This is a genomic window from Paenibacillus glycanilyticus NBRC 16618 (assembly GCF_004000805.1).
Classification (GTDB): domain Bacteria; phylum Bacillota; class Bacilli; order Paenibacillales; family Paenibacillaceae; genus Pristimantibacillus; species Pristimantibacillus glycanilyticus.
The window spans coordinates 121,552-144,850 of the sequence record NZ_BILY01000013.1; the positions used below are offsets into that span (position 1 = coordinate 121,552).

The window sequence follows — 23,299 nt, forward strand, 5'->3', positions numbered from 1 at the left end:
CCAGTTCGACATTTCTTTCCGGTTTCCTTTCTTCGCAATAAAAACTTAGTATTTTTTGGCAAAAAAATAAGACAGCTGCACAAAGCAGCTGCCTTCAATTTAAACGATAATTTTCAATAATGAGGCCAGACGATATTTTTCAAATACAACTTCGGCTTCGGCAGGTACGCTCCATACGCATTCTTCCAAACTGCATGCAACCGGCACTTCGATGTTAATTCGCGCCAGCGTCCGGGACAAATGCAGCATATCCAGATCCGCTTCAATCTTCGCTTTAATGCTCTTGGACACAGAGTCCAGATTGCTCAAAATGCCATCGATTGACTCAAACTCCTGTAGAAGCTTCAAAGCCGTTTTCTCGCCAATCCCTTTGACACCCGGGTAATTATCGCTTGTATCACCGGTCAGGCCTTTCATCTCAATCACTTGGAAAGGATGGATACCTTTGTCTTCTTTAAGAAAACCTAGATCATAGACCGCATAATTGCCTCTGCCTTTTTTCATGATAACAACATGAATACGTTCTTCAACCAGCTGCAGCATATCCTGGTCGCCCGTCAGAATGTATACATGAGCCATTTGGCTAAGCTGCTTCGATACCGTGCCGATACAATCGTCCGCTTCGTAACCCTCGATTCCGATATTCGGAATGCCAAGCGCGGCTACGATATCTTTCACGAGCGAGAACTGCGGGATCAAATCGTCCGGAGCTTCCGGCCGGTTCGCTTTGTAATTCGAATACATCTCGGTTCGGAACGTTTTGCTCCCCATATCCCAGCAGCACGCCACGTGGGTGGGCTGGAACTGGTTCACCGCGTCAAACAGATATTGCATAAAACCGTAGATCGCATTGGTAGGCGTTCCGTCCGCCATTCTTCTAGCGCTGTATTGCTGAGCGAAAAAGGCCCGGAAAAGCAGCGCCATTCCGTCTACGATAAGAATTTTATTTTCGTTCATTCGAAAGGCCATCCTCTTCACCATAATATAATTCTATTGTACAGCAGTTTTGGCGTTCATTGTAATGCAAAAGCTGGCATTGGATGCTAGGTCGCTGGCTGGTCACTGCAAAAGCTTTCTCGGGAGGATGGGTCGCTGGGGTCGCTGCGTAAGGGAATATTCTTTCGATCGCTGTTGTTTTCAAAGTTTCTCGGATTATAATTTGTCGGATGATAAACTTTGAAAACAAAGGCGAACGCTACGCTTCTCAAGAACATTCCCTTACTCCGCTTCCCGCTCCCCACCTCTTTACTCGCTCCGTTTCTTCGCTCCCAACCTCTCTTAATGCCGCTGAATTTGCATGAAGATGAAGCCAAAACCGTGTACGGCCGTGGACCGTACACCATCACTCAATTCCCGAGTGATGACAAACTATTCAAAGATCCATTACTCGTATTCCGAGTGATGACATATAAAGAACCTGCATCACTCAGGTTACGAGTGATGCAAACGGCCCCTATAAAATTGCTTGGACGAAGCGAAGCGAATCAATACTCTGGAGAAGCGCAGCGTTCGCCTTTGTCCCCGAATTTCATCCGCTAAAGCGGATTCCAAATGAAGAAATTCGGGGACAACAGCGATCGGAAGAGTATTGATTTGCGTAGTGCCGCATCGCAATCCTTAGCTTTTCAAATATGCGCCGATCCGCCGAGCAGCCTCACGCAGCCTTGCTTCGTCTTCGACCAAAGCAATCCGCACATACCCTTCGCCCTCGCTGCCAAACGCTTCGCCCGGTATAACTACAACACCCGTCTGATCCAGCAGACCGCGGGCGAACTCGCGGGAAGTCCATGTTGTGCCATCGCTGCGTTCCGGCAGCTTTGCCCACGCAAACATGGTCGCTTTCGGCTTTTCCACAGCCCAGCCTTCAGCGGCCAATGCCTCGATAAACGAATTCCGCCGCTGTTCATATAATACGCCGGCTTTAGGCGGCGCAGAATCGGACATCGCCTCCTGCAGTGCCGCTACGCCCGCTTCCTGAACAGCGCCAAATACGCCATAGTCTATATTTTCTTTCAGCTCTCGCAGCGCTCCAACCGCTTCCCGATTCCCCGCAAGGAAACCGATGCGGCAGCCGGCCATATTAAAACTTTTGGACAAAGAATGGAATTCTACCGCTCCATCCAATGCTCCCGGAACGGCCAATATGCTTGGGGGTTCATGTCCGTCGAAGGCCATTTCGGAGTATGCCGCATCATGGACGACCAGCACTCCGTATTGCCTCGCTTTAGCGAGCAATCGATCGAAGAAGGCAAGATCAACAACAGCCGAAACAGGGTTGCCCGGATAGTTCAGCAAAATAAATTTTGCGCGTTCCCACACTTCAACCGGCACGGAATCGAGATCAGGGAGAAAATGATTCTCTTCCTTCAGCGGCAGCAAATATGGCTCCACGCCTGCCAATGCCAGTGCCGCCGTATAAATCGGATAACCGGGATTGGGCACGATAACCACATCTCCCGGATTACACAATGACATAGCCAGATGGGACAAGCCGTCCTGCGAGCCCATCAGGGAGACCAGCTCATGATCGGGATCCAGCTTTACTCCGAACCGATGCTCCATCCAGGCGGCTGCCTGCCTACGAAAACCCGTACTTCCATGCGTACCCGGATAAGCGTAAATATCCGTGCGCAGCGCTGCTTCGCTTAGCGCTTTTCTTACTGCCTCCGTTGGAGGCTTGTCCGGACTGCCGATGCCAAGGTTGATAATGTCCCTTCCTTTGCCGGCTGCTTCCTTTCTCCACTCCGCGACCTCGGCGAAGATCGAAGAGCCTAGCTGCGACAACCGTTCAGAACGCCACGATTTCCTCATCCCATCACCCGTTCCATACTTGCTCGTATTGTTCTTCCTTGTACCCAACCGTTACTTTTTGGCCGTCCGTTACGATTGGGCGTTTGATCAGCATGCCATGGGAAGCCAGCAATTCAAGCTGCTCCTGCTCGCTCATGCTGCCAAGCTTGTCCTTCAAGCCAAGCGCCTTGTACACTTCGCCGGAAGTGTTAAAAAATTTCTTCAGTTCCAATCCGCTGTTTCGTACGAGCACTTTCAGTTCGGCGGGAGTTGGCGTCTCTTCCACAATATGCTTCAGATCCAGCTCATTGCCCTTTGCTTGAAGCGATTTGACGGCTTGGCGGCATGTACCGCATTTCGGATATTGATATATGGTCAGCTTGCTCATCTGTGTAAATCCTCCTATTAGCACTCTCTTAACGCCAGTTCCAGCTTCTCAAGATCAGGCGGCAGCGCAGCCGTCCACTCCATCCATTCCTTCGTCATCGGATGCGTCAATCCCAGCGTCTCCGCATGAAGCGCCTGGCGTCCGGCGGCTGTCTCCCATTTGTCTACCTTGCCGGACTGCCGTCCGTACATGCCGTCGCCAATCAGCGGACAGCCGATATGCTTCATATGGACGCGAATCTGATGAGTGCGCCCCGTCTCCAGCTTTAATCTCACTCTTGCTGCCTGTCCCTCGCCGTATACATCCGTCGTCTTGTAATGCGTAACGGAAGGATAACCTTCCAGCGTTACGATTCGAACATGCGGATCCTCCGGGTCGCGGTCAATTGGCGCATCTACCGTTCCTTCTGCCGGGGATGGCGCACCGTAAACGTAGGCGCAATACATTTTCATTATGGTTCCGGCCTGCAGCTGTTCGGACAGTTGCTGGTGAATGTACGGATTTTTGGCAATGACGACAAGTCCCGATGTATCCTCGTCCAGCCGATGTACCGGACGGAACCGGACGCGTTCACCGTTAACCTGCCAATGATGGACGATCCCGTTCGCGAGCGTGTTGGTGTAATGTCCTTTGGTCGGATGGACGATGATGCCCGCGGGTTTGTTCACGACAAGCAGATAATCGTCCTCGAACACAATCGATAAAGGCAGATCCTGCGGCAAAATATCCTCCGAGATCTCTTCCTCCATCCGGATGGCGACCAAATCTCCTTCGGTCACTTTCGCCGTGGTGTATGCCCTAACTCCGTTAATGGTAATGCCATATTCAGTCAGCTTGAGCCGGGACAGAAGCGAGCGGGATACGCCCAGCTTCCGCTCCAGCACCGTCCTGACGTCTTTTCCTGCCAGATCAGCGCCGACCTCAACGGCCAGCGCTTTGTAATAACCCGCTATATCTTTTACTGTCATTTCGATTTCTTGCGGAACACTTCCGCACTCCGTACGTATTCGGTATCGGGCACGCCAAGCTTCGCGTTCGCCGCTCTTGCCGCCGCGAAGAAAAAGTCCGACAGCCTGTTTAAATATTTCTGCACTTCCGGATTAGCCGGATTGTCAGGATGCTCCGCTGCAAGCGTAACGACGCGGCGTTCCGCCCGTCGGCATACGGTCCGGCATACATGCAGCAAAGCCGATACGGAGCTGCCACCCGGCAAAATAAATCTTGTAATCTCAGGCGCCTCGTCGGTATATTGATCGATCATCGCCTCAAGCCTGACTGCCGCCTCTCCCGTCACTTTAAGCGGAGCCCCCGGGCTTGCATAGGCGAGGTCCGAGCCGCAGTCAAACAGCTCCTGCATAATATCGACGAGGAGCGCGGCCATATCCTTCAATTCCTCGTGCTTGGCAGCCTCCGCTGCCGCCTGCCCGACAAAGGAGTTCAGCTCATCGATTGTGCCATAAGCTTCAACGCGGATATCGTCTTTACGAACCCGACCGCCAATAAGCGAGGTTTGACCCTTGTCGCCCGTACGAGTATAAATTTTCATACCAATCAGCCCTTCCTAAGGGTATAGTTCCCTTCACTATACCATATATCTGCTTGTTCATTTCGCAAAAAAACAGGCAAGGGCGCGCCCTGCCTGTTTCCACTACTGCTATTAGCCTTGCTTCAGCTTATGGACAAATTGTCCGATCCGGTCAAGTGCTTCCGTAAGCTGGGCAACCGATGTTGCGTAGGAGCAGCGCAGATGTCCTTCGCCTCCTAGGCCAAATACATCGCCGGGAACAGCAGCGACATTCCCTTCCTCCAGCAGCCGCTGCGCGAATTGCTCGGAGGTTAGACCCGTTGACGTAATGGATGGGAAAGCGTAAAACGCTCCCTCCGGCTCGTGGCACTCCAGTCCGATTTGCCGGAAGCCCTTCACAACAAGCCTTCTGCGCTGGTTGTAAGACTCCATCATCCGGTCCTTTTCTTCCAGGCCATGAGGAGTCAACGCTTCAAGCGCCGCATATTGAGCCATAATCGGCGCGCACATAACGGTATATTGATGAATCTTCAGCATGGCGCCAATCAGATCCTGATGACCGCATGCGTAACCCATCCGCCAGCCGGTCATGGCAAAAGCCTTGGAGAATCCGCTCACAAGAAGCGTCCGGTCCTTCATGCCGGGGATAGCAGCGAAGCTCACATGCTTGGAGCCGTAAGTAAGCTCCGCGTAGATTTCGTCGGAAATAACGATCAGGTCGTTCTCTTCGACAACCTTAGCGATTGGCAGCCAGTCCTCGTAGGTCATAATGCCGCCGGTTGGATTGCTTGGATAACATAAAATAAGAACCTTGGACTTTGGCGTTATCGCCGCACGCAGCGATTCCGCCTTCAGCTTGAAATTATCCTTCGCAAAGGTCTCGATGCCAACGGCTTTCCCGCCGCTTAACGTCGTAATTGGCGAATAGGAAATATAGCATGGCTCCGGAATAAGAATCTCGTCGCCCGGGCTGATCAAGGCCCGCAGGGCAAGGTCAATCGCCTCGCTGCCGCCGACCGTTACCAGAACCTCGTTAGCCGGATTATAGGAAACGGCAAAGGAATCGTTCAAATATTGACCAATCGCTTCTCGCAGTTCCGGCATGCCGGCATTGGATGTATATTGCGTCTTGCCTTTCTCGAGCGCGTACACAGCAGCGTCGCGCACATGCCATGGCGTTACGAAATCCGGTTCGCCTACGCCAAGCGTAATTACGTCCTTACGGGTACTAACCAAATCAAAAAAGCGCCGGATGCCTGACGGTTTGATGCTCCGAGCAAGCGGCGACAAATAATCAGCCATTGATTGGCGATGATTCGATGTTACCTCGTCTTTAATCATAGCCATCACCCTCTTATGGCGAAATCATCAATCGATGGTCACCTTCATGCTCCTCGAAGATAATTCCGTCCTGTTTGTATTTTTTCAGAATAAAGTTCGTTTTTGTCGACAGCACTTTGTCGATCGGTGATAGTTTATTGGAAACAAAAGAGGCAACCTCTTTCAGATTCTTACCTTCAATCTCGACAAGCAAGTCGTATGCCCCGGACATCAGATAGACCGATTTCACTTCCGGATATAAGTATATGCGCTCGGCGATGCCTTCAAAGCCGCGTCCGCGCTCAGGCGTAATTTGAACCTCGATCAATGCCGTAACCTTCTCGTCATCAACCTTGCTCCAGTTTACTACCGTGGCATATTTAACGATGATATGTTCTTCTTCCATGTAGGCGATTGCCTGCTTCACGCTCTCCACCGGCTCATTCAGCATGGCGGCAATCAGGTCGGCGTCGCGTCGCGCGTCTTCCTTGAGCAGCTCCAGCACTTTCAGCTGTAGTTCGTTCATCGTCAAACTCCTTCCAAAACTGCGGTTATTAAAATATTTTACAACGAATTATAGGTTCCTGCAAAGAAAAAAAACGAAAGACCCCGAAGGGTCTTTACATGTAGAAAGGCTGATGCGACTGGTTCTGCTGCTGTTGCTGGAACTGGCCGTACTGCGGGAACGACGGCTGGGAGTTGCCCATGCGCTGCTGTAAATATTGAGTCGTTTTTTGCTGGGTTTGCTGATATTCCTTCGTTTGCTTGTCGATTTCCTGACGAAGCGCGGAAGAAGCCGTGCTGTACATATTTTGAGACTGCATCGCTTGGAACAAGTTCCCTTGCAGCTTCAGCGTGCTGTTCAGCAGATGGGTGAACATTTGACGCACTTCCGGGCAAGTCGATTCCGTCGCAGCCGTCGCATACTCGCGTACAACCCGTTTCAGATCGGCAAGTACGGTATAAGCCAAATCTTCATCCGGCAAATGATGCTGTTGTTGGTACATGGTTGATGGACCCTCCTAAAATAAATTGCGAAGCCACTTATGCTTCGTAAGTAGTTATTGTGGTTGCGTTGGCGCCAAATGCTGATGCTGCTGCAGTGCCTGCATCAACGTTTGATAATGCTGCTGATGCGTTTGCAATTCCGCCATGCCGGCTTGTCTTAATGTCGGGTTAGTCGCTAGGGACGCAAGCAGTGCATTTTGCTTGATCAGCAGATCTTCATTGGACAACGAGTCCGCGATATATTCCAGTTCCTTCGCGGTTAGAGCTTGAAGCATATGTTTTCGTCTCCTTCATGCCAAGTTTGGGATAGCATACGTATTATGGTCGTAACTCCCATGGATTATGTATGCAGCTTGAGTTCGGATTTCGTGCGGAGCTCCGATTCCTTCGTAATCTTGCACTTCACTTCGATGGTCAAATCTTTTGGACCGGGCCTCCAATCTTCTTTAACAAGGCGCTTCCACGCCTTATTGTGATGACGGTACAACTGATGCTCGAGATCATAAATATCGGCATTGAGCGCTAATCCCCTCGCGTAAGTGTCCTTCAGCTGTTTTTTCACAGTCTTCTCCACTTGCTCAATAAGCTCCTCGTCTGTCACATCGCTTGATGCTTCAATTAAATGCCCGGACAGATTAACCTTTAATACGAAATGAGGGTTGTTATTATCCATGCTGGCCTTTACCTTCGAGTTTGCCGAATCAACAACAACGGAGGCTCTTTTGTCGTCAACCTGGATTGGAATGAGGGAACGTTTGAATGCTTCGTCAATCCAGATTAGCCCTTCGGACTTTGCCCTGGACATATAACCGGACGGTTTCTTCTCATTAAATAAAAACACGCCATCAATGGTTAAAAAGTTTAGCTTCTTTTTATTGTTCTCCCAGTCATCCGGCAGAATCGAAAGCGAAGGAAGCTTGACGGACATAGCCGGTTCAAGAGCATCGCGCACGAATGACTGCAGGGTCATCGGCTCGACATAGCTGTTCTGGTTATTCTCGATTTGAGGTGCGTAAAGCGGCGTTGTCAGCGGCGTTTTGTTAAACAGCATATCCATCGTAAACAACTCGTTAATGTCTGTTTTGGTTCCAAATATAAAGGAATTGAATCGGGTGGAGCTAAGCCGGTTAAGACTGTCGATGATTTGCTTCATTTCTTTGAAGGCGCGTTCGTGGATCACGACCGACTTCAAGTGATTAAGCGACAGCTTGTACTGGGAAGAATCCATTAAATTAAACACCGCAGCAAGATTGGTATTGCCTTCATGCTTTCCTATCCATATCGGGCTGCCTGGCGGCGGTGCGCTGCCTTCCTGCTTGGCGATGACGCCAAATGATATCATTTGGGCGTACACAACGAATTTATCGTCAACATAGTCGACGCCGATAGCCGATATGTAACTGACATCCTGCAAATTCACTTCGTCCCAGCAGCCGCCTGTTACAAGCATCACGCAAACGGCCAGAGCGGCTTTAGCCGCTTTCGCATAGCTTCGAATTTTCGCATGAACCGTCATGGCTTCTCACCTTTTGCTCTGGACTTCCAAGGCTTCTGGAATAATCCCGTCACTAATTCCCTCCATTTAATCGGGGCAATGGGCTGCATGTAATTCTGATTAAACGTTTCAAGCGAACACATATAGATCAGGATTAAAAACACGCTGACAAAGAAGCCGAAGATCCCGAACATCGACGAGAGGGTCAACACGAAAAATCGTAATATGCTGACGGTTCCGCTTAAGGTCTGATTAACCAGCGTAAAGGTGGAGACTGCCGTAATAGCAGCTGCCACAAGCATCGTCGGAGAGGTTATGCCTGCCCGTATGGCAGCATCCCCGATAATGAGCCCGCCAACGACGGACACCGTTTGGCCAACGGGCCGGGGCAGCCTCACGCCAGCCTCCCGGAACAACTCGAACATCGCCATCATGAGAAACATTTCCATCGTGGCCGATATCGGCAGACCGATTCTGGAGTTCGTAACGGTAGCTAGCAGCGTAAACGGTATTTGATCCGTATTATAGGCCGATAAAGCGACCCAAAAGCCCGGGAGACAAATAGCCAGTACAAATCCGATAAAACGAAGCAGCCGCTCCAGGGTTACATAGTAATAAGGAAGATGGGCATCCTCCGGGGATTTTACAAGGAGCGTCAGATTACCCGGCAGGATAATAACCGAAGGATTGCCATCAACCAGGAGACAAACTCTGCCTTGCATTAACGCCTGAACGACGTAGTCGGGACGGCCAATGTAATCAACGAGCGGGAACAGACTGTTGGGCCTGTCCGACACAAGCTCCTCCAGCTCGGAAGAGCTGTACAAGGCTTCGATATGAATCTCATCCAGCCTTTTTTTAGCTTCTCTGACCAAGGACGGCTCCGCTTTGCTTCTCATGAACATCATCGAAATTTCCGTCTGAGACTCGGTTCCGATTTTCATATATTCCACATTCAGATCCGGCGTGCGCAGTCTTCTCCGGATAAGAGCAATATTGGTAGCTAGACTTTCCACAAACCCGTCCCGCGGCCCTTTGACCGACAGCTCCATCGTTGATTCTTCGGGCTGGCGCCCCGGAATGCTTGCGATATCGAAGGAATATACCGAGCGCGTAGCATCGTCGATAACGATGACGCTGCCCGAGTAAAGGTTGGAAAAAAAGAAAGCGACCTCCCGTTCATTATCGAGCGAAAGACGCGCGCCAAACGAATGGCCTTCCTTGTGCAGATTGTTCTTGTCCATCACAACCGGTTCCCGCGCAGCCTCTGCCTGATCCAGCGCTCCGAAGTTTTTGTTTAAACTCTCAGCCAGCTTGTCAAGCTGCGGCAGCAAGGCGATAAATACCGTCTGCATATCCACCATGCCGCTGCACATCAGAATGCGAAATACCCGCTTTGGTTCTTCTTTGCCAACCACCAACGTTTGAATAACGATGTCCCCTGAACCGGCCAATTCTTCATAAATTCGGTCCAAACGATCCCGTTTGCGATGTTGCTTGTCCGGTTCATGACTCATTGCGGTAACCTCCTTGCGTTTCCGGCTGAGCTGATTTTTTTGGTTTGCGGAACGTGAGAATCCATAGCAGCAGAAGAACGGCGCCAAACAGAATCCAAGCAACCTGAAAGTAAGCGTGCATTAGGATCATGTACCACTTCATATGCATCAGAACGGTAATGCTTGCTATAGCCAAAACAAAAACGGTGATCAGCATGCTGATCCATTTTCGCTTTATTTTCCTGAACGGTCCGTAAAGCTGAATGAGATAGAGTGGCAGCGATATCCGGATAAGCGCTCCGGAAAGCCATTGAAACACGGCAAAAAAATCAACATGCTCGAAATATTTGCCAATCTTCACTAGACGCCATTGCGAATAAGCCGGATAACGCATCATGCTTGCTTCTTCAGGTCCAAACAGAGTAATAGCTCCTACCGTAGGGCCCAGGGTCAAGAGCATGAGCATGATGGTCAGCAGCAGGAGATGCCACTTCTTAAAGCTTCTCTTCATTTCATGTTGGATAAGAAGCAGGAAGGACAGTTCCATAAATGCGCTAAGGGAATAGACAGAACCTTTGAGTATCGGGTACATCCCCATTTCGAACATCGGCAGCAAGTACCGGTAATCCTTGGACGGCATGTTGGCTGACATGACAAAGTCTCCCAGCACTACAACGATTGGAAGCAGAATGCAGGATACATAAGCAATCGTGCGCAGTCCGTTCATAGCCGCAAACATGCAGATAAAGCAGAAAATAAACAGAACCACGTATTGCGGTGTCAACGGCAAATAGGTATTGGATGTCCAGGCGACAACGTCTACCAAAGATCCGAAAGCGACGAAAAGCAAAGCCAAATTAATAATTGCGAGAATCAACCATACAAAAAAAGTCGGAACACGTTGCCCGAGCCATTCGTCAAAGCGTACTCTGTTCATCTTGAACATCACGCGCTGCAAAGGAAACACGGCAATGGGAAGCGCGATAATAAGCGCAACCGGAATACTCAGCCATGCATCTCTTTTCGCTTCGGCAAGCAGCAGGGGCACTACGATGACGTGATTGACAAGGCCAACGCTGAGCAGAGTCATCATAACAATTGGCCATAAACCGATAGGCTTCGCATTTAGCTGCACAGACATTCACCACCTTCGCTTCCAGCATTCCCCTTAGGAAGAAAAGTGATGCATTTCCTTATCTATGGAAAAAAGCCCTTTGATTGCTGGACGCGATCAAAAGGGCTTTACCGTTTATGGCAGGTGAATCGTTTTGACGTGATCAAAATGGATAAACACCGATGATCCACTCGCATCCGCAAGTTCAAGCAGGTTCAAATCGACATTTTTGAGGACACCTGTTTTTCTAGGATTCTCCCCCAGATCAAGAACGACGAATTGTCCGATATGTTTGCGCAGCTGCTGATCAAAGGTTCGGGCAAGGGTTAAGGGCGTTGGCTTGAGCGGAAATTGTTCGGATGACAACGAGTAAGGGGTAACATTGGCGTTATACGGTACCAGATATTTAAGATGCCGCATGGAGATCATGACGGAATGGTAGACCGGCGAATAAAAAACAAAGAAATCGTTCATGACTGCCGTCACATAGCCATGTATGGATTGATTGCCGGTAATATAAATTTCCGAAAACATGCCTTTGGAATTCAATAAAATTTTGCGGAAAGATATGGAGTCGTTATACGATTCGAAAGGTAGCTCCGGCGTACTGCTGTAGTTTTGATTTTCATCCTGCACAATTCTCATTTGCTGCAAATGGATCAGCGGTACGTAAAAAAACTGGGTGCCGTTGTAAAGCACAAGTATATCGGGGCCAAAATCAATCAGCTTGCCGCGTATGCCCGCTCTTCCGGAAATAACAAGCTCAACCTGTGAATCGAGGAATGGATGCTGGTTTTTCAACTGCTCGACCTCCTTTTCAAAAGCTTCATCTATTAAGGAAGCCGGACACTAAAGTAAATGCCCGGCTTCTATCTATCGATTAGCCTTTTTTCGAGCGGTTGCTGCTACCGGATTTTTTTGATTTGTTGCCTGTCGACTGCCCTTGAGCTTGAGCACCGGTACGGTTGCCCGATTTGTTGCCGCCGGATTTGTTGTTGTTTTTATTGCCCGATTTGTTGTTGTTTTTGTTGCCGCCGGATTTGTTACCGCCTTGGTTGCCGCCTTGGTTGCCGCCTTGGTTGCCGCCGCTCTTGTTGCCGCCGGATTTGCCGCCGAATTTTTTGATTGTTTTGATGTGGTCAACCAGGAGATAAACAACTTGATTATTTGCTGCTACAACGAGTGCTGTGTTGCCTTGTACTTCAGCGAGGAAGCCTTCTACCTTTTCCGGCCCGCCCCAGTTGATTTGCACGAATTCTTTCGTTAAAGCATTAATAACGCCTCTGAAGTTGTTCGCGTTGATAAAATCAGTGCTGGTACCGCCGCTTTTGCTTGTAGCAAATCCTGTTACGCTTTTAACATGGCTGAGGTCAACGTATACAACGCCTTCTTTTGTCGCAAGAACCAGGTAATCGTTTTTAACTGCGAGCAGTTTGCCTTCCAGAGATTCCGGACCGCCACGGTTGATTCTGACAGTTTCGCCTACCAAGTTTCTAAGTTCAGTGTTGCTGCCTGTTCCTGTGTTGCCTGTTCCTGTGCTTTTGCCATTGCTTCTGTGGCTTTTGTGACTCTTGTGCCATTGGTGACCGCCGCTGTTGTTGCTACCTTGCTGCCAATTGCATCCGTACATGTAATAAATCCCTCCGATAACTTTCTCTTAATAGATTTACAACCGTGCCATCCAATTGACCTTCTACCACTAATAGGCTGAACTTCCTGGTGTTTCGCTATCTAGTCATCTACCATTGGTGACGGTTTGTAATATATTTATATGTAACCCGTATAGGAGAGGTACTAGATTAGTAACCATTTATGCGGACAAAAAGAAGAAATAAACAATTTCATCACTAGCGGGTGTCATTCTCCCCCTTTCCCGAATACCGTAAATAAGCACAGGAGCCTATCGGCCACGATAGGCTTTGACTTCGGTCTTAAGGGGTGAAGCCCGTGGCACAGCTGCCTATACGTAAAATTGAAATTGACGAGGATGATCTGTGGGATTTGAAGAACAATCCTTGGAGCAAATCGTTTAAACCCATCCATATTGAAATAGATGGAAAAAGCTATTCGGGGACTTGCGGCATTCGGGGCGGCCATACGCGCAATTACACGAAAAAATCGTTCGAGATCAGGCTAGACGGGGGCAAAACGCTGCACTGGAACGCGGAATTCGACGATCCATCCATGATCCGCAACGCCTTATCCTTTCAATTTTTCAACCTCATTGGAGTGCCGTCCCCGGAAACCCAGCATATCTCCGTCGAGATTAACGGTTATGAGCAAGGGGTTTATTTGGAGATTGAAGCGGTGGACCGGCGGTTCTTTAGAAAAAGAGGTATCGGTTATACCTCCTTGATCTATGCCGTTAATGACAGCGCGGATTTCAGTCTTGTCGATCAGAATACAAATGCGAAAAAAGACTCGCTATTTGACGGATATGAAATCGTGAACGGACAAACAAACACAAAATACCGGCTGGTCCGTTTCATTCGCAATATCAACTCCCTCTCTAGCAAACAGTTGAGCGTCTATACGGCCAAACGGCTGGATATCAATCAATATTTATTGTGGCTGGCCGGAGCGGTTCTTACCGGCAACTACGACGGCTTTGATCAGAACTATGCCCTCTATGAGCATAAGAAAACAAGCAAATATCGAATTATTCCTTGGGATTACGAGGGAACCTGGGGTAGAAACTGCTACGGAAAGCCATGCGGCAGCGATCTTGTAAGGCTGCAAGGCTATAATAGTCTGACCGGCAAGCTGTTTAAATTCTCTTCCTGCCGCCAAAGATACCGCGCAATCCTGCATAGACTATTGAAAACAGCCTTTACCGTTGAGCGGATCGATCCTATGATTACCCGCTTATACAAAGAGATCACGCCGGCAATCCGTGATGATTTTACCCGCAAAAGCAGCTACGACACGTTTCTCGACGAGCCTTCTTTTATACTCGATTATGTAAGAGAACGCCGCGGACTTATTAAAGAAGCCCTTAAAGCTTGGAAATAAGCTTTAAGGGCTTTCTTTTCGGACAGAACTCGAGGCGATTATAAGCCCAGATGAAGCTTGCGGACATTCAGCATCCCGTTAAGGCCGGTTGGATCCTTTTCGGTCTTGTAGGCCGTAAATTTATCCGCCGCCTCCGAAGTACGGATGCGAAGCGGCTTCTCCTCGAGGCTAACAAGGCTAAACACAACCTCGGCGACCGATTCGGCCGTTTGCGGAACCGCATTGCGTTTGGAAAACTGCTCCACGTAACGGTCGATTAACGCTTTGTACTCATCGTTCAGGATACCGCCCGTGCTGCCCAGCTGTTTAAAGACCGTATCGTTAAAGTTGGTCGCTATCGCTCCCGGTTCAACCAGGGTAATATCGATATTAAACAGAGGTTTGTAGTAGGTTGCTAGGCTTTCCAGCAGGCCCTCCAACGCGAACTTGCTGGAGCAGTAGATTTCGTTGAACGGCTGGCCAACTAATCCACCTACGCTGGAGGTTGCCATAATATGCGACTTGCCTGCTTCGCGAAGCATGGGCAAGGCTTCCTTGATGGTATGAATAACGCCAAATACATTGGTCTCGAATACATTGCGAATTTCGTCCATGGATGCTTGTCCCAGCGTTCTTAGAAATCCAAAGCCGGCATTGCAGAATAGCGCATCCAGCTTGCCGGCCGTCCGGTCATTGATCTGTCCAAACGCTTTTTGCAACGACGCCGGGTCGGTAACCTCCATCTCCAGCCATTCCAGGCCTTCAACGTTATGCAGTTGCCGCTCGCGCTCCAAATTCCTTGTTCCCGCAAATACCGACCAGCCTTTATGGGCGAATAGCAATGCGGTTGCCAGCCCGATTCCTGTTGAAGCGCCTGTAATCGCAATTGTCTTATTCAACCATCTATCCCTCCCTTAAAATAGATTCATGCTTAAATACCGCTCGCCGGTATCCGGTGCGATGCATAAAACACGCTTGCCCTCTCCAAGCTTCTTGGCAACCTGCATAGCCGCCCAAACGGAAGCGCCGGAGGACGGTCCAAGCAGCAATCCTTCAAGACGCGCAAGATCTCTCATCGTCCGAATGGCATCTTCATCGGCTACCTGAATAATCTCGTCATAAACTTCCGTGTTTAGGATCGCGGGTACAAATCCGGGACTTGTGCCAACCAGCTTATGAGGACCGGGCTGGCCTCCCGAAAGAACGGGAGAACCGGCAGGTTCGACAACCGCGATATGGATATGAGGCAATGAGGCCTTCAGCGTCTCGCCTGTGCCGGTAATGGTCCCGCCCGTTCCGGCAGTCGCAACAAAGGCATCAAGCTTGCCGCCCGTTTGCTCCAGGATCTCTACCGCGGTTGTAGTCCGGTGGATGTCCGGGTTGGCATGGTTCTCGAACTGGTTCGGAATAAAGCTGCCCGGTATTTCGGCTTGCAGCTCCAGCGCCTTGCGGATGGCTCCCGGCATTCTTTCCGCGGCCGGGGTCAAAACAACGTCAGCCCCGTATGCCTGCAGCAGCTTGATTCGCTCCGCTGACATATTGTCCGGCATGATCAGGATAAGCTTGTAGCCCTTGGCAGCCGCATTCATCGCCAGGCCAATACCGGTATTCCCGCTGGTCGGCTCGATAATGGTACTGCCCGGGGAGATTAAACCTTGACGCTCGGCCGCTTCGATAAGAGCCGACGCGGCGCGGTCTTTCACGCTGCCGCTCGGATTGAACCGCTCCAGCTTAACGCACACTTCCGCGCTTCCCGGTTGAATAAGCCGGTTAAGCCTGATGACTGGCGTTTCGCCGATGAGGTCGATGATGGTGGACACTATACGTGGCATAAATTCTCCTTTGTTTCAAATCGTGAGGCCAGCTACACGAAACTATTAGGATTCGATCGCGGTTGTCTCCAAATTTCTTCATTTAGAAACCGCTTTAGCGGTTGAAATTTGGAGACAAAGGCGAGCGCTGCGCTTCTCATTCCTAATAGTTTCGCTTCGCGCTACGATTTGAATTGCGTTCGAAAATTATTAACGAAATTTATTGTTGGCCGAAAGGAACGGCCGGATAAAAAACCATCCGGCGATTGGAACGATACCAACACAAAACATTAGAGTAACGATAGCCGCCGGCGTCTGCGTCTGGGATACGACAACCAGATAAGCGGCTAGACCGATGACACGGCCTATAATGAGGCCGGCCTCGCGGAGAACGATTAACTCTTCGCGATTAACGGCGCTTTCCTCGGAGTGGCCGATCAGGTCGAACACCCGGGATGTCATCGGAATAATGTACAACGGTATAAACAAGGAAGTTCCTATGCCGAAGATCAGCAATGTGCTATAGGTGACTTTATAGAACAACGGAAGAATGATCAGACCAATCATGATCGTACCTGCCAGCATCGCGATTCTGCGGTTGCTCGGTTTGAGGCGCTTGCCGACAAACCAGAAGCTGATGAGGGCAACAAGGGAAGTAATCAGCGAGAAATTCCCCAATTTTCCTTCGTTTTTAGTTGCGATATAGATGACAAGTCCAATCAGGAACATAAAGACGCCTTCGCGAACGCCTTGAGCGACGATAGCACCAAACATCCGCCGCCATGGATTTCCCTTTTCTTTCAGTTCTTGAAGTCCAAGGAACCATTTGTACTTCTCTCCTATAACGCCGCGGTTCTTCAGCCAGAAGCTGCCGACAACGGCCAGACCAAAGATAACAAGGGAAATCGTAAAAATAAGCTTGTAACCGCGCTCGCCATGCAGCGTCGTAATCAGGAAACCCGACACCCATGGGGCAATAATCCCCGACAATGATCCTAATATGCCTGCTATTCCATTAAACCGGTCGCGGTTATCCGGCTCGGTAATTTCGAAATAAACCACATTGTAAGCCATCCAATAAAAGCCTAATGCCATACCGCTTAGCATGCCGAGAGGTATGCTGTAGGTTTTGGCCTGCTGGCCCAGCATGAGTACCATAAAATAAAACGCCCCCGACAGCACGATGCCAAGACGGAGGCTGTACATTTTATGATGTTCCTTCACCCATTTGCCTGCCAGCCAAAAGATGATGCCGCTTGTTATGTATTGCCCAAGCGTGTACCAGCCAATTAGCATAAAGGACTGGCTTGCTTTCCAGAGATAGACCGGGATGAACGTTCCGGACAGCGCGCTTGCTACGCCAAACAGACCTTGTACCGTCAGCAGCAGGATGGCCTGCGCATCCATCGCCCCGCCGTGGCGTGAACCCTGGACAACGCGGCCGACTGATCTGCCAGGCATACGCCCGCCGGTCTTAACGCCATGATGACTCTGCTTCAATCCGATTCCTCCTAACAGTGATGTTCCGTTAGGTTTCCCAATTAAGCAGGCCGCATGCCGTTTTCCAGTAATTACTCTTTTGGCGCAAGCAGCTCCAGCATCTGGTTCCGGGCTTTCTCGCTTAGAACCGTCGAAGTCTGGAAGCAGGACGGACAGATATAAGTTACGGTCTCAAACGGCGATTGGATAACGGGTTTACCGGTTACGGCATGCACCGTTGGCTGAAGCGATACCGTTTGTTTACCCGCTTCCAGCATATATTCACGGCAAGAAGGACATTCCGGCGCTTCTTCCTGACTGTCCGTTATTTGACGGATCGTTTCTTCCGCCGCAAGCCAGGATACATTCATTTGACGGAAGCCTTCGTTGGATTCATCGTTATAGGAATCATCCTGCTTTTGCTCTTCCTGCTCCTCGTCCCAGTTGTCGTCCTGCTCGTCTTCATCGCGGTCGATCCCGATCTGCATCGTACGATAGCCGCTTAGTTCATTCTCGCAATGCGGACAATGCTTCTCCGGCCCGATTTCCTCATCCCATACAATTTCGGTATCGCACCATGGGCAAATTGTTTGCTCTTCCATTCCAAAACCCTCCACAAGCTTAATTGTTCAAAATATAGATAACGCCTAATCCAAAAAATATAATTGCAATCGCGAGTAAAATTCCCCATAAATACTTCATGACTGCCCTCCTAAAAAGAATTGCGAAGCAATTCTTACTTCGAAAGCATACGCTTAAAGAATTGCGAAGCAATTCTTACTTCGGAAGCATAAGCTTACGCAAGCCTATGCCGCTTACAATATAACCGTTGCTCCGATAACATAAGACAAAGAAATGGAAATAATCATGGCAATAAATCCTACCGCCCGGTTATCCTTAGCGATTTCGTCATCGATCTTGAACACCGGCGTAAGAAACTCAAACAAGAAATAGGCGGCAAGCAATATGATAAAGCCGAATATCCCCCAGATCAGACTTTCGTACACGGAAACTTTCGCCTCAATGGAAAACCTGAAAATATTGCATATCCCGAATATTTTCCCGCTTGTCGCCATAGCTACCGCTACGTTGCCGTTCTTGATTTCCTTCCAGCAATTATAACGGGTCACAAGCTCAAACACGGACAAAAAGACGATAAGCGACAGGACAACCAGCGATACATAAACGAGAGATGCCGCATAAGAATTGCTGAGCAAACGATCCACTTCATTACCCATCCTTATCACTCCCAAAGGCTTGCTTGCCGTGCCGCAAGCTTAACGGCGAAGCTATTTCAGCTCCGCCACGGTTACGCCTGCGCCGCCTTCGCCGTATTTTCCGAGACGATACGCCTTCACAAGACTATGCTTGCGCAAATATTGTTGGATTCCCGCACGCAATACGCCGGTACCCATGCCATGGATGATATATACTTGACCAAGCCCGCCCAAATACGACTCGTCGAGGAAACGATCCACTTCAATAATAGCTTCCTCCAGATTCGCCCCGCGCAGATCCAGCTCCATGCGGAGGCTATCTTCCTTGGAGCGCTTCAGGCTTGCCGTCTGCTTAGGCTGCTGCTGCTTGTTGAGCTGCGCCACCGGCTTAATCAGCTCAAGATCATCCAGCGCGACCTTCATCTTCATAATGCCAAGCTGAACGGTAGCATCCGATGCGCCTATCTCTACAACGATACCCTTTTGATTAAGGCTGTAGACCATAACCTCATCGCCGGCTCCAATCTTCGCCGGCTTCTTCGCTCCGCCGCCTGCCGGACGCTTCTTCTTCGTGGCAAGCTCCGGAGCCGCTTCCTCCAGTCTGCGCTTGGCTTCAATCAGCTTATGCTCCTTGACGGAAGCGCCTTCCTCCAGAGCCAGCTTGCGAAGATCCGCGATAATCTGATCCGCTTCGCGTCTGGCCTTCGCAACTGCCTCATGCGCTTCTTCCTGCGCCTTCTGCAGCATTTTGTCGCGCTGCTCCTCGAAGCGCTCCAGCTCCGCTTCGTGACGTTTGCGCTGCGCTTCCATCTCGCGCCGCATCGACTCTGCCGTATTACGCTCCGATTCCGCGCTTAGACGATCTTCCTCCAGAGAGGCAATCATGTTCTCAACGCGTTGATCCTCTTCGCTGACCTCGCCCTTGGCATGATCGATAATCGCCTGGCTGAGACCTAGCCTCTCCGCAATGGCAAACGCATTGCTTCGTCCCGGAACGCCAACAAGAAGGCGGTAAGTCGGGCTAAGCGTTGCAACGTCGAACTCCATGCTTGCGTTAATGACGCCTTTGCGGTTATAAGCATACGCCTTAAGCTCGCTATAATGCGTAGTCGCAATAATGCGGCTGTCGAGCTTATGGATATGCTCCAGAATGGCAATCGCAAGCGCCGAGCCTTCGGCCGGGTCTGTTCCCGCACCAAGCTCATCGAGCAGTACTAGGCTCTTGGACGTCATGGATTCCAGAATCCGGATAATATTCGTCATATGGCTGGAGAAGGTACTAAGGCTTTGCTCGATGCTCTGCTCGTCGCCGATATCGGCATAAATGGAGTCAAACACGCAAAGCTGGCTTCCTTCTTCAGCCGGTACAAACAAACCGGACATCGCCATCAGGCTGAGCAGACCCACGGTCTTTAGGGATACCGTTTTACCTCCCGTATTCGGACCGGTAACGATAATAGCCGTAAACTGATTGCCAAGCTCCACATCAAGCGGCACAACTTTGTCCGGAGCGATCAACGGATGGCGTCCGCGTTTGATTTTGAGGAAGCCCCTGTCGTTCATGCGCGGCAAAGTCGCTTTCATTTCATGGGCAAGGCGCGCCTTGGCATAGGCGAAGTCAAGCTTGCCGAGCAGATCCTGGTTATAAAGCAAATCCTCCACATGCTCTGCCGCGCGGGCCGTCAGCTTTTGCAGGATTTTCTCGATTTCGCGAAGCTCCGCGGCTTTGGTCTCCCGCAGCTTGTTATTCATCGATACAATAGCTTCCGGCTCAATAAACAGAGTAGCGCCGGAACCGGACTGGTCGTGGACAATTCCGCCAAAATGCGAACGGTACTCCTGCTTAACCGGAATGACGTAACGGTCGTTCCGAAGCGTAATAATGGAATCCTGCAGCATCTTCTGCACCGAAGACGAACGGATCATCTGTTCCAGCTTTTCACGGATCCGCGACTCTCCGCTCCGCAGCTCGCGACGGATGGATGCGAGTTCAGGGCTCGCGCTGTCCATGACTTCCGCCTGGTCGTCGATGCAGTCAAAGATGGCATCCTCCAGCGGCTTATGCTCGGATAATTGCTCAGTCAGCTGGAACAAAAGCGGAATCGGATCATCCTCATGCAGATTGTCGATATGCTTCTTAACCCGGCGTGCGCCTCTTGCCGTTGCCGCGATATCCAGCAGCTCGGCGGGGTTCAGGGTTCCTCCGATTCTCGCGCGATGAAGGGAAGCGCTGATGTCCACAACGCCCCCAAACGGTGCATTGCCCTTCAGCCTGTCTGCTTTGTACGCTTCATCGGTCATCTGCAGCATATGCTTGACGTCTTCCAGATCGGAGACCGGAGCAAGCTGCCCCGACACGTTTTTCCCTAGCGATGTAGCGGCATGATGCACTAATTTATTCGTAATTTTATGGAATTCCAAAGTGGATAAAATTTTGCTGTCCAAGTGAACACTCCTCTCGCCCTTATATTATAGCTGATCGGGGTTTAGGATGCACGACATCACCGCTTGATTCATACATGTTTCCCTGATTAATGGTCATAATAAGTTAGGAAACGCACCATACTTAGGCTAACCTAACATGAGGAGGCTAATGATATGAGTTTTCTTGGTCATGTTGTCCGTTTTATCGTTGCAGCCATCGTTCTGATGGTAGTCGGCTGGATCGTTCCGCAATTTAGTGTCGGCGGCTTCTGGAGCGCCCTCCTGCTGGCGCTTGTTATCGCGGCGCTGGGCTGGATCGTTGAAGGTATTTTCGGCAAAAAAGTTACCCCGTTTGGACGCGGTATCGTTGGCTTTATCGCCAGCGCGGCTGTCATCTGGATTGCACAGTTTATCGTGGGCGGCGTATCCGTCACTTGGCTTGGCGCAATCTTAGCCGCTCTCGTTATCGGGATTATCGACTTGTTCATTCCGGTCAGCACCCCGTACGAAGCAGGCAGAAGCGATTACCGCAACCGCGACTAGCAGCAAATAAGCTTTGAAGCCCTTGTCCTGTCGGAAACGATGGGCAGGGGCTTTTTCATTTGTCACGGGACTGTCACTGCAAATTGGATGCGGATAAGCTACAATAGGAAAAGTATTGAAATTTGTATGCTTTTGGCTATGAAAGGGGTATGAAGATGAAGAAGTGGCTCATATTTGCATCCGTGCTTTGCCTTGTGTTTGTCGTTGCTGCCTGCGGCTCCAACAGCAAGAGCAATAACTCCGGATCGGACGCGGCAAGCTCTACGGTTGCGGACGTTGTGATTAAAGCGAGCAGCTGGGAATTCGATCAGCCGGAATACCATATCAAAAAAGGTCAGACCATTAAGCTCGAGCTCATCGATGGCGTTCACGGCGTCGAGATTGAGAAGACAAACGTGAAGCTGACTCAGAATAAAGCAAAAACCATCACGCTTGATGCCGGCGAATACGAAATCAAATGCAACATTCCTTGCGGCGGCGGACATTCGAAAATGTCGGCCAAGCTTATTGTTGAAGCTGCTTAAGCCTTATTACCGCAAAGACCTCTTTATTTGAAGAGGTCTTTTTTTCTTTCCGCGACATGCCTGCTTGCCAGCCTACATATGAATTATAATGATTCCTTTACAAAAGGGTAAGAAAGACTGATGCTATGAACTCTTCCCCTACCGCCTTCCGGTCTGATAAGATGATTCATAAATTATTCTTTTGAGGAGGGGTATGATCCATGAGCTTATTAAACGGACGGATTGCCGTCGTAAGCGGTGCAGGTTCGGGACTCGGAAGAGCAGCTTCCCTGTCGTTCGCGAAAGAAGGAGCCGAGGTTGCTTTGTTAGGCCGCCGTGAAAGCAAGCTGCAGGAGACAGCCGAGCTGATCAAACAGAATACGGGCCGCGAAGCGCTGATCATCCCTACCGACATTACGCAGGAAAGCCAAATTCAATCCGCAGTCCAGCAGGTCATCGATCGATGGGGCTCCATCCATGTGTTATTAAATAATGCGGCCGTATTCGAGCCCGGTTCCGTGCTGGAATTAACCTCCGAGAATTGGCATGCGCAAGTGGCCACCAATTTGACAGGACCGTTTCTGCTTACAAAGGCCGTTCTGCCAACCATGCGCAAAAGCAAATACGGCCGCATTATTAATATAACCTCCGGCTTGTCCTGGAACGGAGCAGGCGGTTATGCCGCCTACAGCGCAGCGAAAGCCGGCCTGGAATCGCTGACCCGCACGCTCGCCGACGAGGAGCATGAGCACGGCATTCTTGTTAATTTATACAATCCCGGTACGCTGCGTACCGAAATGCACGCCACCGGCAAAGATCCGGCGGTCGTCACCCCGGACCTCATCCGCTTGGCCAGTCTTCCGGTAGGCGGTCCTACCGGAACGATTGTCAGCTACGGATAACAACAGAGAAGAAGCCGCTCCAATGCTGTGACATTGAGGCGGCTTTTTCTTTGCGTCCGGTAATTCGGTGGTGCATCGTTAAGCTTGCCCGAAACGCCCGAATTTGCTTCGAATCGAGCCCTAGCAGCTCTCTTAACGATGTGGCGCATCGTTAAGCTCTCGCAAAGGCCGTTTTCACTGCACCTTGACGATGTCTCGCATCTTTAAGCTTGCCGGTAACGCCCGAATTTGCTTCGAATCGAGCCCTAGCAGCTCTCTTAACGATGCGGCGCATCGTTAAGCTCCCGCAAAGG

24 protein-coding genes are annotated in these 23,299 nt (G+C 50.2%); 4 read left to right on the plus strand and 20 right to left on the minus strand.

The window, feature by feature from the left end; translation table 11 throughout:
- Window positions 1-99 precede the first annotated feature (99 nt).
- The 14 genes from PGL01S_RS12835 to PGL01S_RS12900 form a co-directional block, all read right to left on the minus strand.
- A complete protein-coding gene (locus tag PGL01S_RS12835; protein ID WP_127495024.1) occupies window positions 100-957 on the minus strand; it encodes a 5'-3' exonuclease in 858 nt (285 codons plus the stop codon).
- A gap of 660 nt (window positions 958-1,617) precedes the next feature.
- Entirely contained in the window at window positions 1,618-2,811 is a 1,194-nt protein-coding gene (locus PGL01S_RS12840; protein ID WP_127495025.1) for an aminotransferase class I/II-fold pyridoxal phosphate-dependent enzyme, read from the minus strand.
- A gap of 4 nt (window positions 2,812-2,815) precedes the next feature.
- Window positions 2,816-3,178: an arsenate reductase family protein gene (locus PGL01S_RS12845; protein ID WP_127495026.1), complete on the minus strand. Its 363-nt coding sequence runs from the start codon at window positions 3,176-3,178 to the stop codon at window positions 2,816-2,818.
- A 17-nt stretch (window positions 3,179-3,195) separates the two neighbouring features.
- Window positions 3,196-4,146 carry an RluA family pseudouridine synthase gene (locus tag PGL01S_RS12850; RefSeq protein ID WP_127495027.1) on the minus strand — a complete coding sequence of 317 codons (951 nt, stop codon included), beginning with the start codon at window positions 4,144-4,146 and terminating at the stop codon, window positions 3,196-3,198.
- Entirely contained in the window at window positions 4,143-4,724 is a 582-nt protein-coding gene (locus PGL01S_RS12855; protein ID WP_127495028.1) for a cob(I)yrinic acid a,c-diamide adenosyltransferase, read from the minus strand. The genes PGL01S_RS12850 and PGL01S_RS12855 overlap by 4 nt, the downstream gene beginning before the upstream one ends.
- A gap of 111 nt (window positions 4,725-4,835) precedes the next feature.
- On the minus strand, window positions 4,836-6,044 hold the full coding sequence (locus PGL01S_RS12860) for an aminotransferase class I/II-fold pyridoxal phosphate-dependent enzyme (protein ID WP_127495029.1): 1,209 nt from the start codon (window positions 6,042-6,044) through the stop codon (window positions 4,836-4,838).
- A gap of 13 nt (window positions 6,045-6,057) precedes the next feature.
- Window positions 6,058-6,549: an Lrp/AsnC family transcriptional regulator gene (locus PGL01S_RS12865; protein ID WP_015843024.1), complete on the minus strand. Its 492-nt coding sequence runs from the start codon at window positions 6,547-6,549 to the stop codon at window positions 6,058-6,060.
- 94 nt (window positions 6,550-6,643) lie between these two features.
- Window positions 6,644-7,030 carry a spore coat protein gene (locus PGL01S_RS12870; protein ID WP_116393873.1) on the minus strand — a complete coding sequence of 129 codons (387 nt, stop codon included), beginning with the start codon at window positions 7,028-7,030 and terminating at the stop codon, window positions 6,644-6,646.
- Between the two features lie 54 nt (window positions 7,031-7,084).
- The gene (locus tag PGL01S_RS12875; RefSeq protein WP_116393874.1) at window positions 7,085-7,306 is read right to left on the minus strand and encodes a hypothetical protein; all 222 of its coding nucleotides are present in this window, start codon (window positions 7,304-7,306) and stop codon (window positions 7,085-7,087) included.
- Between the two features lie 65 nt (window positions 7,307-7,371).
- The gene (locus PGL01S_RS12880) at window positions 7,372-8,547 is read right to left on the minus strand and encodes a Ger(x)C family spore germination protein (RefSeq protein ID WP_127495030.1); all 1,176 of its coding nucleotides are present in this window, start codon (window positions 8,545-8,547) and stop codon (window positions 7,372-7,374) included.
- Entirely contained in the window at window positions 8,544-10,043 is a 1,500-nt protein-coding gene (locus PGL01S_RS12885) for a spore germination protein (protein WP_127495031.1), read from the minus strand. The genes PGL01S_RS12880 and PGL01S_RS12885 overlap by 4 nt, the downstream gene beginning before the upstream one ends.
- Complete coding sequence (locus tag PGL01S_RS12890) at window positions 10,033-11,163, minus strand: GerAB/ArcD/ProY family transporter (protein WP_127495032.1); 1,131 nt, start codon at window positions 11,161-11,163, stop codon at window positions 10,033-10,035. The genes PGL01S_RS12885 and PGL01S_RS12890 overlap by 11 nt, the downstream gene beginning before the upstream one ends.
- Before the next feature lie 108 nt (window positions 11,164-11,271).
- Window positions 11,272-11,937: a YwrJ family protein gene (locus tag PGL01S_RS12895; protein ID WP_116393878.1), complete on the minus strand. Its 666-nt coding sequence runs from the start codon at window positions 11,935-11,937 to the stop codon at window positions 11,272-11,274.
- A gap of 79 nt (window positions 11,938-12,016) precedes the next feature.
- Window positions 12,017-12,766 carry a hypothetical protein gene (locus tag PGL01S_RS12900; protein ID WP_127495033.1) on the minus strand — a complete coding sequence of 250 codons (750 nt, stop codon included), beginning with the start codon at window positions 12,764-12,766 and terminating at the stop codon, window positions 12,017-12,019.
- 317 nt (window positions 12,767-13,083) lie between these two features.
- Here PGL01S_RS12900 and PGL01S_RS12905 point away from each other — a divergent pair, with 317 nt between their 5' ends.
- Entirely contained in the window at window positions 13,084-14,148 is a 1,065-nt protein-coding gene (locus tag PGL01S_RS12905; protein ID WP_127495034.1) for a CotH kinase family protein, read from the plus strand.
- 38 nt (window positions 14,149-14,186) lie between these two features.
- Here the strand turns inward: PGL01S_RS12905 and PGL01S_RS12910 are convergent, their stop codons facing one another.
- The 6 genes from PGL01S_RS12910 to PGL01S_RS12935 form a co-directional block, all read right to left on the minus strand.
- Window positions 14,187-15,026, minus strand: a complete 840-nt coding sequence (locus tag PGL01S_RS12910) for an SDR family oxidoreductase (RefSeq protein ID WP_127495035.1) — start codon at window positions 15,024-15,026, stop codon at window positions 14,187-14,189.
- Window positions 15,027-15,041: 15 nt separating this feature from the next.
- Complete coding sequence (gene cysK, locus PGL01S_RS12915) at window positions 15,042-15,959, minus strand: cysteine synthase A (RefSeq protein WP_127495036.1); 918 nt, start codon at window positions 15,957-15,959, stop codon at window positions 15,042-15,044.
- A gap of 189 nt (window positions 15,960-16,148) precedes the next feature.
- Complete coding sequence (locus tag PGL01S_RS12920; RefSeq protein WP_127495037.1) at window positions 16,149-17,438, minus strand: MFS transporter; 1,290 nt, start codon at window positions 17,436-17,438, stop codon at window positions 16,149-16,151.
- 71 nt (window positions 17,439-17,509) lie between these two features.
- Window positions 17,510-18,019 carry a hypothetical protein gene (locus PGL01S_RS12925; protein WP_127495038.1) on the minus strand — a complete coding sequence of 170 codons (510 nt, stop codon included), beginning with the start codon at window positions 18,017-18,019 and terminating at the stop codon, window positions 17,510-17,512.
- Window positions 18,020-18,232: 213 nt separating this feature from the next.
- Entirely contained in the window at window positions 18,233-18,655 is a 423-nt protein-coding gene (locus tag PGL01S_RS12930) for a DUF350 domain-containing protein (protein WP_116393884.1), read from the minus strand.
- Between the two features lie 51 nt (window positions 18,656-18,706).
- Window positions 18,707-21,079: an endonuclease MutS2 gene (locus PGL01S_RS12935; RefSeq protein ID WP_127495039.1), complete on the minus strand. Its 2,373-nt coding sequence runs from the start codon at window positions 21,077-21,079 to the stop codon at window positions 18,707-18,709.
- 153 nt (window positions 21,080-21,232) lie between these two features.
- Here PGL01S_RS12935 and PGL01S_RS12940 point away from each other — a divergent pair, with 153 nt between their 5' ends.
- The 3 genes from PGL01S_RS12940 (at window position 21,233) to PGL01S_RS12950 (ending at window position 23,006) form a co-directional block, all read left to right on the plus strand.
- The gene (locus tag PGL01S_RS12940; protein ID WP_015843010.1) at window positions 21,233-21,601 is read left to right on the plus strand and encodes a phage holin family protein; all 369 of its coding nucleotides are present in this window, start codon (window positions 21,233-21,235) and stop codon (window positions 21,599-21,601) included.
- Window positions 21,602-21,756: 155 nt separating this feature from the next.
- The gene (locus PGL01S_RS12945; protein ID WP_015843009.1) at window positions 21,757-22,125 is read left to right on the plus strand and encodes a cupredoxin domain-containing protein; all 369 of its coding nucleotides are present in this window, start codon (window positions 21,757-21,759) and stop codon (window positions 22,123-22,125) included.
- Window positions 22,126-22,325: 200 nt separating this feature from the next.
- The gene (locus PGL01S_RS12950; protein WP_127495040.1) at window positions 22,326-23,006 is read left to right on the plus strand and encodes an SDR family NAD(P)-dependent oxidoreductase; all 681 of its coding nucleotides are present in this window, start codon (window positions 22,326-22,328) and stop codon (window positions 23,004-23,006) included.
- Window positions 23,007-23,299: the final 293 nt, after the last annotated feature.